This window comes from Streptomyces sp. NPDC034049, from assembly GCF_055575575.1.
Genome location: NZ_JBVISJ010000002.1, coordinates 526,534 through 539,167, shown reverse-complemented (window position 1 = coordinate 539,167; position 12,634 = coordinate 526,534). Strand labels below are relative to the sequence as shown.

Annotated in this window: 10 protein-coding genes; 4 read left to right on the top strand and 6 right to left on the bottom strand. The window is 72.6% G+C overall.

Annotated features, from left to right (window positions below; translation table 11 throughout):
* Positions 1-2: 2 nt before the first annotated feature.
* Positions 3-956 (bottom strand): deoxyribose-phosphate aldolase, encoded by a 954-nt coding sequence (gene deoC / locus ACZ52C_RS07200; protein WP_469074166.1) that lies wholly within the window; start codon positions 954-956, stop codon positions 3-5.
* A 191-nt stretch (positions 957-1,147) separates the two neighbouring features.
* Between deoC and ACZ52C_RS07195 the strand changes: the two genes are divergently transcribed.
* Together ACZ52C_RS07195 and ACZ52C_RS07190 are read left to right on the top strand one after the other, a co-directional pair.
* A complete protein-coding gene (locus ACZ52C_RS07195; RefSeq protein WP_469073798.1) occupies positions 1,148-1,801 on the top strand; it encodes a PH domain-containing protein in 654 nt (217 codons plus the stop codon).
* Between the two features lie 183 nt (positions 1,802-1,984).
* Positions 1,985-3,724: a hypothetical protein gene (locus ACZ52C_RS07190; RefSeq protein ID WP_469073797.1), complete on the top strand. Its 1,740-nt coding sequence runs from the start codon at positions 1,985-1,987 to the stop codon at positions 3,722-3,724.
* Positions 3,725-3,811: 87 nt separating this feature from the next.
* Here ACZ52C_RS07190 and ACZ52C_RS07185 read toward each other — a convergent pair whose 3' ends face one another.
* The 3 genes from ACZ52C_RS07185 to ACZ52C_RS07175 form a co-directional block, all read right to left on the bottom strand.
* Positions 3,812-5,443 (bottom strand): phospho-sugar mutase, encoded by a 1,632-nt coding sequence (locus tag ACZ52C_RS07185; protein WP_469073796.1) that lies wholly within the window; start codon positions 5,441-5,443, stop codon positions 3,812-3,814.
* A 242-nt stretch (positions 5,444-5,685) separates the two neighbouring features.
* On the bottom strand, positions 5,686-6,510 hold the full coding sequence (locus ACZ52C_RS07180; protein WP_469073795.1) for a purine-nucleoside phosphorylase: 825 nt from the start codon (positions 6,508-6,510) through the stop codon (positions 5,686-5,688).
* A 128-nt stretch (positions 6,511-6,638) separates the two neighbouring features.
* Entirely contained in the window at positions 6,639-7,076 is a 438-nt protein-coding gene (locus ACZ52C_RS07175) for a gamma-glutamylcyclotransferase family protein (protein WP_045562870.1), read from the bottom strand.
* Positions 7,077-7,264: 188 nt separating this feature from the next.
* Between ACZ52C_RS07175 and ACZ52C_RS07170 the strand changes: the two genes are divergently transcribed.
* Both ACZ52C_RS07170 and ACZ52C_RS07165 read left to right on the top strand, forming a co-directional pair.
* The gene (locus ACZ52C_RS07170) at positions 7,265-8,713 is read left to right on the top strand and encodes an NAD(P)H-quinone dehydrogenase (protein ID WP_469073794.1); all 1,449 of its coding nucleotides are present in this window, start codon (positions 7,265-7,267) and stop codon (positions 8,711-8,713) included.
* Positions 8,714-8,847: 134 nt separating this feature from the next.
* Positions 8,848-9,855: a DeoR/GlpR family DNA-binding transcription regulator gene (locus tag ACZ52C_RS07165; protein WP_384004533.1), complete on the top strand. Its 1,008-nt coding sequence runs from the start codon at positions 8,848-8,850 to the stop codon at positions 9,853-9,855.
* A gap of 121 nt (positions 9,856-9,976) precedes the next feature.
* Here ACZ52C_RS07165 and ACZ52C_RS07160 read toward each other — a convergent pair whose 3' ends face one another.
* Both ACZ52C_RS07160 and ACZ52C_RS07155 read right to left on the bottom strand, forming a co-directional pair.
* The gene (locus ACZ52C_RS07160) at positions 9,977-10,543 is read right to left on the bottom strand and encodes a TetR/AcrR family transcriptional regulator (RefSeq protein WP_469074165.1); all 567 of its coding nucleotides are present in this window, start codon (positions 10,541-10,543) and stop codon (positions 9,977-9,979) included.
* A gap of 206 nt (positions 10,544-10,749) precedes the next feature.
* Positions 10,750-12,522 (bottom strand): acetyl/propionyl/methylcrotonyl-CoA carboxylase subunit alpha, encoded by a 1,773-nt coding sequence (locus ACZ52C_RS07155; RefSeq protein WP_469073793.1) that lies wholly within the window; start codon positions 12,520-12,522, stop codon positions 10,750-10,752.
* Between the last annotated feature and the right edge of the window lie 112 nt (positions 12,523-12,634).

The window sequence follows — 12,634 nt, the reverse complement described above, 5'->3', positions numbered from 1 at the left end:
GATCAGTCCACCGTCACGTAGTCGGGGCCGGAGTAGCGGCCGGTGGCCAGCTTCTGCCGCTGCATCAGCAGGTCGTTGAGGAGCGAGGACGCGCCGAAGCGGAACCAGTGGTTGTCCAGCCAGTCCTCGCCGACGGTCTCGTTGACCAGGACGAGGAACTTGATCGCGTCCTTGGTGGTGCGGATGCCGCCGGCGGGCTTCACGCCGACCTGGACGCCGGTCTGGGCGCGGAAGTCGCGGACGGCCTCCAGCATGAGGAGGGTGTTGGCGGGGGTGGCGTTCACCGCGACCTTGCCGGTGGAGGTCTTGATGAAGTCGGCGCCCGCGAGCATGCCGAGCCAGCTGGCGCGGCGGATGTTGTCGTACGTCGAGAGTTCGCCCGTCTCGAAGATGACCTTCAGGCGGGCCGAGGCGCCACAGACCTCCTTCACCGCGGTGATCTCCTCGTGGACCTTGAGGTAGTTCCCCGCGAGGAACGCGCCGCGGTCGATGACCATGTCGATCTCGTCGGCGCCGGCGGAGACGGCCTCGCGGACGTCCGCCAGTTTCACCGCGAGGGGGGCGCGGCCGGCCGGGAAGGCGGTGGCGACGGAGGCGACCTTGACCGTGGAGCCGGCGACGGCCGCCTTGGCGGCGGGCACCATGTCGGGGTAGACGCAGACCGCGGCCGTGGCGGGTGTGGTGCGGTCGGTGGGGTCGGGGAGGACCGCCTTGGCGCCGAGGGACCGGACCTTGCCGGGAGTGTCCGCGCCTTCCAGGGTCGTCAGGTCGACCATGGAGATGGCCAGGTCGATGGCGTACGCCTTGGCGGTCGTCTTGATGGAACGGGTGCCGAGGGAGGCGGCGCGCGCCTCCAGGCCGACCGGGTCGACGCCGGGCAGCCCGTGGAGGAAGCGGCGCAGCGTGCTGTCGGACGCGGTGACGTCGGCGAGAGCGTGGGGTGCAGCTGTGGACATGGTCACCAGACGAGCATATCTACGCGCGTAGCGGGTGTACAGCCCTCGGAATGTTCGAACGGGCGGGTGCGGGGGTGCTTGTCGGGTGGCGGGCGCGGGTGGTGTGTGACTGGTCGCGCAGTTCCCCGCGCCCCTCACGGGGCGCGACCTCGACTGCGGACAGATGTGCGGCGTCGGGCAGAATCGGACGTATGAGCACCTCGGATCAGGCCTCCGCGTCGACGCCCGGCAAGCCCGGTACGCCCGGCAGGCCCGTGTACAAGGACCGGGTGTACCGGTCGCCCGCCGGGCTGGCCGGCGGGGTGTTGCTGCTCGGGCTGTTCGCCTGGCTCGGTGGGGACGCGATGGTGTCCGGCGAGGGGCGTACGCCCTGGCTGGCGCTGGCCTCGCTGCTGCTCGCCGCGCCGCTGGTGGTCGCCTTCTCGCTGCGGCCGGCCGTGTTCGCCAACGAGGACCGGCTGCGGGTGCGCAATCCGTTCCGGGTGATCGAGCTGCCCTGGGCGAGCGTGGTGTCGCTGCGGTCCGGTTACACCAACGAGGTGATCGACGAGAGCGGCACCAAGTACCAGCTCTGGGCGATCCCCGTCTCGCTGCGGGGGCGCAAGAAGGCCGCCCGGCAGCAGATGCGGGAGGACCGTCGGGCCGCCAGGGGGGAGGGCGGCGGCCGGACCGCGCCCGCGCGGGCGGAGGCCGATCAGGTCATGGCCGATCTGCGGGACCTGTGCGAGGCGCGGGCGAAGGCGGCCGGATCGCAGGGAGAGCCGAGTGTGCGCTGGGCCTGGGAGATCGTGGGGCCCGCCGCGGCCGGCGCCGTGCTGCTGGCGGTGCTGATCGCCGTGGGGTGACCCCGGTGCGGCGGGCGGGGTGTGTGACATAGGGCTCCGGGAGTCCGTTCGGCCGAGGAACTCCGGACGTCTGTTCTATGGTGGCGCTGCTCGTGTGTCCCGCCTTCACAGCCTGGTTCGCTTGGATCGTGTCGGACCCGCGCGCGGCGCATTGACGACGGCGGCCGGAGTGTCCAGAGAACGATGAGTACCGAGCTTGAGTCCCAGGTCCCGCCCGGGGGCTCCCCGCCGCCGCGTCCGCTGCCCGCGTACGCCGTGCCCGAGGGGTGCGTCGCCTGGAGCGGGGAGAAGGTGGAGGTCTGGGCCCGGACCCGGCCGCCCCTGTGGGTGCCCGCGCGGACGCGGCCCCTGCAACTGCTCGCCGTCGTCCCGGGCGGCCTGATCGTCGGCTTCTGGCTGGCGAACTTCGTGGAGCTGCCCGCCGCCCTCGCCGCGCTGGTCCCGCTCCAGCTGGTGTGGACCCTGGTCAGGCCCGAGGTCGTACGGTTCTCGGCGCCCGCCCTGCTGCTCCTGCTGGCCTGGTTCGGCGGCCCGCACGACGTGCCGGCCCTGGTGGGGATCGTCGCCGCGACCTTGACATGGGCCATGGCCGAGATCCGGCTGAGCAAGCGCCGGCTCCAGCGGCAGTGGGCCCTGGCCGCCGCCGAGGGCGTCACCGCCACGGTGCCGGACGAGGCCGGGCCGGTGCGGCGCGGACGGTTCCTCATGGGGTTCGGGTGCCTGCTGACCGTGGTGGGAGCGGGGGTGCTCTCCACCGTCTCCGGCTGGGACGTCGCCACCGACCGGCACGAGGTCACGCTCGTCCTGTGGTTCGTGGTCGGCTGGGGGCTCACCTCGCTGCTCTCCGGCCGGCTGGGCCGCGGGCGGGCCGCCGCCCTGCGGGGCGCCCCGGTGCCGGTGTTGCGGGTGCTCGTCCGGGACGGCGCCGACGGCGACGCCGAGGTCTTCGCCGCCGACGATGTGGACGCGCTGCGGCCGTTGTTCACCGTCGCCACCGAGGAGTGGTACGGCGACGAGGACGTTGACGAGGACGAGGAGGAAGAGGGCGAGGAGCGTGAGGGTCCGGAGGCCCGGGACGCGCTTCTCGACGCGGTCGACGATGACGACGATCAGCCCGGGCCGCTGCGGGAGGCCGTGCTGTACGGGCCGCCCCACGACGGCGCCGAGATCGTGATCGTCAGTGCCGCCGAGACTCCGGAGGAGCCGGTCGGAGCGGAGGCCGCCGAGGGCGGTGCGGCCGTGGAGCTGGTCGTGGAGTCGTCCGACGGGCCGGTGCGGCCCCTGTCCGACCGGGTCGTACGGCACCGGGCCGCCGCGCAGCGGGCCAGGGCGAAGCGGCACACGGTCCACGAGGAGCTGCGGGCCACGGCCGTCACGGAGAGCCGGGCGCGGCTGGGGGACGAGCCGGTGCCCCTGCGGCGCTGGCGCGCGGGCTGGGCCGACTGGGCGGCCGCCCTGTTCATGACCGTCGCGATGGCCGCCGTGGGGCTGTACCCGGACGGACTGACGCAGTACGTCCTCGGTGGGGTCCTCGGTCTCCTGGGCGTCCTGACGCTGCCCCAGATGCTCACCTGGCGGATCACGGCCGACCGATCGGGGCTGTGGCTGAGCGGCTGGAGCCGGCCCCGGCACGTCGGGTGGGACGACCTCGCGACCGTGCGGTGCGCCGGCGCCGTGCTGACGGTGGACAGCCGCAGGGCGTCGTTCCCGGCCTGGAGCGTCCGGGCGGAGCGCTGGCGCTGGCTGGAGCGGAAGCTGCGGCTCGTGCACCCCTACGAGAGGACCGCCGCCGAGATCACCGCCATGTGGCGGGAGCCCGCGCTGCGGCCCGAGGGGGAGTACGCGGGCCGGAGGCTGCCCCTGTGGCCGCTGAGTGCGGCGCTCGCCGTGGTGTGGGCGGTGGTGTTGGTGCTGGTGCCGTAGGGCGGTGCCCCGGCCGGCGTCGGCCCTGGACGTGGCGAAGGCCCCGGTCGGTGATCCGGCCGGGGCCTTTCGTGGGCGCGGGGCGGGTCAGATGCCCGCTGCCGCCGAGAGGTCCCGCTTGATGCCGGCCAGCAGGTCCGTCGCCTTCGCGCGGGCCGCCGGGAGGTCGGCGAGGTCGGCGACGGGCACCACGACCTCCAGGTAGCACTTGAGCTTGGGCTCCGTGCCGCTCGGGCGGACGATGACACGGGCGCCGTCGAGCGTGTAGCGCAGCCCGTCCGTGGGCGGGAGCCGGTCCGTGCCCCGGGTCAGGTCCTCGGCCTTGGTGATGGCCAGACCGGCCAGAGCGGTCGGCGGCTGCTCGCGGAGCCGGTCCATCGCGCGGGCGATGAGCGAGAGGTCCTGGACGCGGACCGAGAGCTGGTCGGTGGCGTGCAGACCGTGCTCGACGGCGATGTCGTCCAGCAGGTCGAGCAGGGTGCGGCCCTCCTCCTTCAGCCGCGAGGCGAGTTCCGTGATCAGCAGCGCCGCGGTGATGCCGTCCTTGTCGCGCACGCCCTCGGGGTCGACGCAGTAGCCGAGGGCCTCCTCGTAGCCGTAGCGCAGGCCCTCGACGCGGGCGATCCACTTGAAGCCGGTGAGGGTCTCCTCGTAGGGGAGGCCCGCCTTCTCGGCGATCCGGCCGAGGAGGGAGGAGGAGACGATCGACTCGGCGAAGGTGCCCTGGACACCGCGTGCGACCAGGTGGGCGGCGAGGAGCGCGCCGACCTCGTCGCCGCGCAGCATGCGCCAGTCGGCGCCGTCCTTCACGGCGACGGCACAGCGGTCGGCGTCCGGGTCGTTCGCCACGATCAGGTCGGGGTCCGTGTCGCGGGCCTTGGCGAAGGCCAGGTCCATCGCGCCGGGCTCCTCCGGGTTGGGGAACGCGACCGTCGGGAAGTCCGGGTCCGGGTCCGCCTGCTCGGCGACGAGGACGGGCTCAGGGAAGCCGGCCCGGGCGAAGGCCGCGAGCAGGGTGTCCTTGCCCACGCCGTGCATGGCCGTGTAGACCGTGCGGGCGGTCCGGGGGGAGCCGGGGGCGAGGACCGCGTCCGTGCGGGCCAGATAGGCGTCCAGGACGCTGTCGTCGAGGGTGTCCCAGCCGGACTCCGGGCGGGGGACGTCGTCGAGGGAGCGGACGGCGTCGATCTCGGCCGCGATGCCGGCGTCGGCCGGGGGCACGATCTGGGAGCCGTCGCCCAGGTAGACCTTGTAGCCGTTGTCGCGCGGCGGGTTGTGGCTGGCCGTGACCTCCACGCCGGCCACCGCGCCCAGGTGCCTTATGGCGAAGGCCAGGACGGGCGTGGGCAGGGGGCGGGGGAGGACGGCCGCGCGCAGGCCCGCGCCGGTCATCACGGCGGCCGTGTCGCGGGCGAAGTCGGCGGACTTGTGGCGGGCGTCGTAGCCGATGACGACGAGGCCGCCGGTGGCGCCCTGCTTGTTCAGGTACGCGGCGAGGCCGGCGGCCGCGCGGATGACGACCGAGCGGTTCATGCGCATGGGGCCGGCGCCCAGTTCGCCCCGGAGGCCGGCCGTGCCGAACTGGAGGGTGCCGGAGAAGCGGGTGGTCAGTTCCGCCGTGTCCGCCGCGTCGATCAGCCTGCCGAGTTCGTCCCGGGTCTCCGGGTCGGGGTCCTCGGCCAGCCACGCCTTGGCGCGGGCGATCAGGTCGTCGTGCACGGGGGTCAACCTCTCGTCTCGTTCTTTGTTTGTGGGGGGCGCTTGATTGTCCCGGGGAGGGGCGCGCTGTCGGGTGCGGGTGCGTGGGGCTTCTCGCACAGTTCCCCGCGCCCCTGAAAAGCAGGGGCTGCGCCCCGTGCTTTTCGCCCCGAAAGGGCCGCGGGCCTCTTTCAGGGGCGCGGGGAACTGCGCGACCAGCCCCCACTCACCCGCACCCGACGACGAGACCCGCGCCCGGCGTCCTACAGCCGGTTCAGGACCTGCGTCAGCAGCGCGCCCATGCGAGTCGCCGAGTCGCGGCCCGCCTGGAGGACCTCCTCGTGGTTGAGGGGCTCGCCCGTCATGCCGGCCGCCAGGTTGGTCACGAGGGAGATGCCCAGGATCTCGGCACCCGCCTCGCGCGCGGCGATGGCCTCCAGGACCGTGGACATGCCGACGAGGTCCGCGCCGATGACGCGGGCCATGCGGATCTCCGCCGGGGTCTCGTAGTGCGGGCCCGTGAACTGCGCGTAGACGCCCTCCTCCAGGGAGGGGTCGATCTCCTTGCACAGGGCGCGCAGGCGGGGGGAGTAGAGGTCCGTGAGGTCGACGAAGTTCGCGCCGACGATCGGGGACGTCGCCGTCAGGTTCAGGTGGTCGCTGATCAGCACCGGCTGGCCCGGGCGCATGCCCTCGCGGAGACCGCCGCAGCCGTTGGTGAGGACGATCGTCTTCACCCCGGCGGCGACGGCCGTACGGACACCGTGCGCGACGGCGGCGACGCCGCGGCCCTCGTAGTAGTGGGTGCGGCCCAGGAAGACGAGCGCGCGCTTGGCACCGATCCGGTACGAGCGGACCTTGCCGCCGTGCCCCTCGACCGCCGGCGGCGGGAAGCCGGGCAGCTCGGTGACCTGGAACTCCGCCTCGGGAGCGCCGAGGGCGTCCACGGCGGGGGCCCAGCCGGAGCCCATCACGAGGGCGACGTCGTGGGTCTCGGCGCCCGTCAGCTCGCGCAGGCGCGCGGCGGCGGCGTCGGCGGCGGCGTACGGGTCGCCCTGGATGTCGTCCGGAAGAAGAGATGCGTTCACGCGACGAGGGTATCCGGTCAGAGCCTACGCGCGTAGATGACGAGGCTCCCGGGATCGGGATCGTTGCCTTGTCGTTTCCAACGCGGGGGCGCGCGCGTGGGGCGTGCCCCCGCCTCGGGGTCGGTCCCTCAGCAGGGGCGTTTGCGCAGTTCCATCACATAGTCGTGGGGCGCGCCCGCCGACTCCGCCGCGTCCGCCACCTCGCCCAGGTAGCGGGCGGAGGGCAGACCGCCCTCGTAGCCGTTGAGGACGTAGACCCAGGCCGGTTCCTCGCCGTCCAGCGTGTGTACGCGGACCCGCATCCGGCGGTATATGTCCAGGCCCACGCCGACCCAGCGGTCCATCGCGTCCTCGTCCATGGGGGCGATGTCGTACAGGGCCACGAAGACCTGGGAGCGGGGGGCCTCGACGACCGTGGCCAGGGCGCCCTCCCAGCCCATGTGCTCGCCGCCGAAGGTCAGCCGCCAGTCGTTCAGCCAGCCGGTTGCGCGCAGCGGGGAGTGGGGGGCGCGGCGGGACATCAGGCGTGAGTCCAGGTTGCCGGCGTAGGCGGCGTAGAGCGACATGGGGAGAGGGTAAGCGCTCCGCTTGGGGCGGGGGGCGCCTAATGGGGGTGGGGTGCCTTGGGTGTGTGGCGGGTGCGGGTGCGTTGTGGCTGGTCGCGCAGTTCCCCGCGCCCCTGTGATGGCCCTGCGGGCCGATCACCTGCGGCCCGCACCCCCCGACTCGTTGCCACCCGCGCTCGTGCGGGACAATGGGGCATGTGACTCGGATCGTGATCATCGGTGGCGGACCCGGCGGATACGAAGCGGCGCTCGTGGCCGCTCAGCTCGGTGCGGAGGTGACCGTCGTGGACTGCGACGGTCTGGGCGGGGCGTCGGTGCTGACCGACTGCGTGCCGTCGAAGACCCTCATCGCGACGGCCGAGGTGATGACGACCTTCGACTCCTCGTACGAGGAGTTGGGGATCATCGTCGCCGACGACACCCCCCACATCGACACGCCCGCGCGTGTCGTGGGCGTGGATCTCGGCAAGGTCAACCGGCGTGTGAAGCGGCTCGCGCTGGCGCAGTCGCACGACATCACCGCCTCGGTGACACGCGCCGGCGCGCGGGTCATGCGCGGGCGCGGGCGACTGGAGGGCCAGCAGGACCTCGACGGGTCGCGCAAGGTCGTGGTGCGGGTGGCGGACGGGTCCGAGGAGACCCTGACCGCCGACGCCGTGCTCATCGCCACCGGCGGACACCCGCGTGAGCTGCCCGACGCGCAGCCGGACGGGGAGCGCATCCTCAACTGGACGCAGGTCTACGACCTCGACGAGCTGCCCGAAGAACTGATCGTCGTCGGATCGGGTGTCACCGGCGCCGAGTTCGCCGGCGCCTACCAGGCGCTCGGGTCGCGCGTCACGCTCGTGTCCAGCCGTGACCGGGTGCTGCCGGGCGAGGACCCGGACGCCGCCGCCGTCCTGGAGGACGTGTTCCGGCGTCGCGGCATGAACGTCATGGCGCGGTCCCGGGCCCAGTCCGCCAAACGGGTCGGGGACCGGGTCGAGGTCACGCTCGCGGACGGCCGGGTCATCACCGGCTCGCACTGTCTGATGGCCGTCGGTGCCGTCCCCAACAGCGCCGGGATGGGCCTGGAGGAGGCCGGGGTCAAGGTCAAGGAGTCCGGGCACATCTGGACCGACAAGGTCTCGCGGACCACCGCTCCCGGTGTGTACGCCGCCGGTGACGTCACCGGGGTGTTCGCCCTGGCGTCCGTCGCCGCCATGCAGGGCCGTATCGCCATGTACCACTTCCTCGGCGACGCCGTGGCCCCGCTGAACCTGAAGACCGTGTCGTCCAACGTCTTCACCGACCCCGAGATCGCCACCGTCGGCTACACCCAGGCCGACCTGGACGCCGGGGTCATCGACGCCGTCGGGGTCAAGCTGCCGCTGTTGCGCAACCCGCGCGCCAAGATGCAGGGCATCCGGGACGGCTTCGTCAAGATCTTCTGCCGGCCGGGCACGGGCATCGTCGTGGGCGGTGTCGTGGTCTCGCCGCGCGCCTCCGAGCTGATCCACCCGATCTCGATCGCGGTCGACAACAACCTGACCGTCGAGCAGATCGCGAACGCGTTCACCGTGTACCCGTCGCTGTCCGGCTCCATCGCCGAGGTCGCGCGCCAGCTCCACACGCGCAAGGCGGGTGACGGGGTCTGACGGTCCGACGGTCTGATGATCCGACGGTCTGTCTGACCGGTATGTGACGGATTCCGTCCGGGATCGTCCCTATATCACTTCTCGCCCCACCCTGCGAACAACTTCTGCTATTCGGCGCAAACTGCTGAAAGCAGATGGTCGTTGGCGTTACTGTCAGTTTCGTGTTCGCTGCAGAACGTCGCCAATTGATCCTCGAAATGGTGCGCGCCAATGGAGCTGTGTCGCTCCGTGAGCTCGCCCGCGTCGTCCAGACCTCCGAAGTGACCGTACGGCGGGACGTGCGCGCTCTGGAGGCAGAAGGACTCCTCGACCGCCGACACGGCGGTGCGGTATTGCCGGGCGGGTTCACGCGGGAGTCCGGCTTTCCGCAGAAGTCTCATCTCGCGACCGCCGAGAAGACGGCCATCGCCGATCTCGCCGCGAGCCTCGTCGAAGAGGGCGAGGCCATCGTGGTCGGGGCGGGTACCACCACGCAGGAGCTGGCACGCCGGCTCGCGCGGGTCCCCGGGCTGACCGTCGTCACCAACTCCCTGTTGGTGGCCCAGGCGTTGGCCCACGCCAACCGTGTGGAGGTCGTGATGACCGGCGGCACCCTGCGCGGTTCCAACTACGCCCTGGTCGGCTCCGGAGCCGAACAGTCCCTCCAGGGGCTGCGTGTCTCCAAGGCCTTCCTCTCCGGGAGCGGACTGACCGCAGAGCGCGGCCTGTCCACGTCCAACATGCTGTCGGCGTCCGTCGACCGCGCGCTGGTCCAGGCAGCCGCCGAGGTCGTCGTCCTCGCCGACCACACCAAGCTCGGCACCGACACCATGTTCCAGACGGTGCCGACGGATGTGATCACCCGGCTGGTCACCGACGACCCGCCGGGCCACGACGACCGCGCGGTCACCGAGTTGCAGGCGCTGGCCGACCAGGGCGTGCAGATCTCCGTGGCCGGGGCGTCGGGCGGCGGTGGTACGGGAGGCGATCCCGTCCCGGCGCGCCCCTCGCGCCGGGACGTGCCCCTGCCGGGGCCTCGCCGCAACCAGGTCCACGGCACCGCGCCCCAGTTGCGCACCGCCACGGTCCTCGGGGATCAGCCGCCCGCCGGTGAACGGGAGCGGGAGCGCGCGGCCCGGGTCGCTGATCTGCGGCGCCGGTAGGGAGCGGGGCTGCTCCGCGTGGGCTGAGCTTCATGGGCTGCGGTTCATGGGCTGCGCCCGGTGGGCCGAGCCGTGTGGGGTCAGCCGTGAGGGCTGGGCCGTGTGGGGTCGGTTCGGCGGGTTAGGGCTTCAGGCCGCGCAGGGTCAGTGTCAGCAGGCGGTCGGCCAGCTCCGGGTCGTCCGGGGTCTCCTCGGCCGCCAGCGCGATCGCGTGGGTGAGCTGGAGCAGATCGCCGATGGACACGTCCTCGCGTACGGCGTGAGCGTCCTGCGCCCGGCGGAGAAGGGCGGTGCCCGCCTCCCGGATGGGGGCGCAGCACCGGGCCAGGTCCGAGGGGTTCTCGTCCGCGGCGCGGGAGTCCGCGTACGAGACCGTCATCAGGGCCTGCGCCAGCCCGCGGTACTCGCCCGCGTGGGTGATGATGTCGCGCAGCCAGGCGACGAGCGCCGCGCAGGGGCGGTCCGCGTGCAGGTGTGCCTGGGCGCGGGCCAGCAGATCGGCGACCGCTTCCTCGAAGACCGCGCTCAGCAGGGCCTCTCGGTTGGGGAAGTGGCGGTACAGCGTGCCGATGCCCACATCTGCCCGGCGGGCGATGTCCTCCAGCGAGGCGGTGGTGCCGTGCGCCGCGAAGGCGAGGCGGGCCTCGGTGAGCAGGCGGTCGTGGTTGCGGCGGGCGTCGGCCCGCAGGGGCCTCCGGCCTGCTGCGGTGGGCTTGGCCGGGGTGGGGCTCACTCTGGCGTCACCTGCTCTCGTGTGGCGGGGGCGTCTTCAGCCTAAGAGCTCGGGTGACGGGGGTGGTTGCGCGGGTGCGGGTGAGTGGGGGCTTCTCGCGCAGTTCCCCGCGCCCCTGGAGGGCCTACGGCCCTTTCGGGGCGCGGGGGTTCGCGTGTGGGTCAGTCCTTGATCTCGCAGATGACCGCGCCGGAGGTGAGGGCGGCGCCGACCTCGGCGGTGAGGCCCTTGATGGTGCCGGAGCGGTGCGCGTTGAGGGGCTGTTCCATCTTCATGGCTTCCAGGACGACGACGAGGTCGCCTTCCTTGACCTCCTGGCCCTCCTCGACCGCGACCTTGACGATCGTGCCCTGCATGGGGGAGGCGAGAGTGTCGCCGGAGGCGGCGGGGCCGGACTTCTTCGCCGCGCGGCGCTTGGGCTTGGCGCCGGCGGCCAGGCCGGTGCGGGCCAGGGTCATGCCCAGCGCGGCGGGCAGGGAGACCTCCAGGCGCTTGCCGCCGACCTCGACCACGATCGTCTCGCGGTCGGTGTCGTCGTCGGCGTCGGTGTCGGCGGGGGCCGCGAAGGGCTTGATGTCGTTGACGAACTCGGTCTCGATCCAGCGGGTGTGGACCGTGAACGGGTCGCTGGAGCCGGTCAGTTCGGGAGCGAACGCCGGGTCCTTGACCACCACGCGGTGGAAGGGGATCGCGGTCGCCATGCCCTCGACGGTGAACTCCTCCAGCGCGCGGGCGGCCCGCTGCAGGGCCTGCTCGCGGGTGGCGCCGGTGATGACCAGCTTGGCCAGCAGGGAGTCCCAGGCGGGGCCGATCACGCTGCCGGACTCCACGCCCGCGTCCAGGCGGACACCGGGGCCGGTGGGCGCGGTGAACGTGGTGACCGTGCCGGGAGCCGGGAGGAAGCCGCGGCCGGGGTCCTCGCCGTTGATGCGGAACTCGAAGGAATGGCCCCGCAGCGGCGGGTCGTCGTAGCCGAGTTCCTCGCCGTCGGCGATGCGGAACATCTCGCGGACCAGGTCGATGCCGGTGACCTCCTCGGTGACCGGGTGCTCGACCTGGAGTCGGGTGTTGACCTCCAGGAAGGAGATCGTGCCGTCCACGCCGACGAGGAACTCCACCGTGCCGGCGCCGACGTAGCCGGCCTCCTTCAGGATGGCCTTGGAGGCGGCGTACAGCTCGGCGTTCTGCGCCTCGGACAGGAACGGGGCGGGGGCCTCCTCCACCAGCTTCTGGTGGCGGCGCTGGAGGGAGCAGTCACGGGTGGAGACCACCACGACGTTGCCGTGGCTGTCGGCAAGGCACTGGGTCTCCACGTGGCGGGGCTTGTCGAGGTAGCGCTCCACGAAGCACTCGCCACGGCCGAACGCGGCCACCGCCTCGCGGACGGCCGAGTCGTACAGCTCGGGGACCTCCTCCAGGGTGCGGGCGACCTTCAGGCCGCGTCCGCCACCGCCGAAGGCGGCCTTGATCGCGATCGGCAGACCGTGCTCCCGGGCGAACGCCACGACCTCGTCGGCGCCGGAGACCGGGTCCGGGGTGCCCGCGACCAGCGGGGCGCCCGCGCGCTGGGCGATGTGACGGGCCGCCACCTTGTCACCCAGGTCGCGGATGGCCTGCGGCGGCGGGCCGATCCAGATCAGACCCGCGTCCAGGACCGCCTGCGCGAACTCCGCGTTCTCCGAGAGGAACCCGTAGCCCGGGTGGACCGCGTCCGCACCCGCGTCCTTCGCCGCCTGGAGGACCTTGCCCATGTCCAGGTAACTGGTCGCCGGAGTGTCACCGCCCAACGCGAACGCCTCGTCCGCGGCCCGCACATGCAGCGCGTCCCGGTCCGGATCGGCGTACACGGCCACGCTCGCGATCCCGGCGTCCCGGCACGCCCGGGCGACGCGGACAGCGATTTCGCCTCGGTTGGCGATCAACACCTTGCGCACGATGGCTCCCTCTCCTTGAAACAAGCCGAGTTTAGGGACTGCCGACACGGCGTTTCGACCCGTCCACAATGGTGAGCTTGCCCACACGGAGCGTGAATCGAGGCTCACTCAA

Bases quoted from the DNA above. Each gene is read 5' to 3' on its own strand.
- ACZ52C_RS07165 (WP_384004533.1), top strand. From the start codon at position 8,848: ATGGTCGTTGGCGTTACTGTCAGTTTCGTGTTCGCTGCAGAACGTCGC.
- ACZ52C_RS07170 (WP_469073794.1), top strand. From the start codon at position 7,265: ATGGGGCATGTGACTCGGATCGTGATCATCGGTGGCGGACCCGGCGGA.
- ACZ52C_RS07195 (WP_469073798.1), top strand. From the start codon at position 1,148: ATGAGCACCTCGGATCAGGCCTCCGCGTCGACGCCCGGCAAGCCCGGT.
- deoC (WP_469074166.1), bottom strand. From the start codon at position 956: ATGTCCACAGCTGCACCCCACGCTCTCGCCGACGTCACCGCGTCCGAC.
- ACZ52C_RS07175 (WP_045562870.1), bottom strand. From the start codon at position 7,076: ATGTCGCTCTACGCCGCCTACGCCGGCAACCTGGACTCACGCCTGATG.
- ACZ52C_RS07190 (WP_469073797.1), top strand. From the start codon at position 1,985: ATGAGTACCGAGCTTGAGTCCCAGGTCCCGCCCGGGGGCTCCCCGCCG.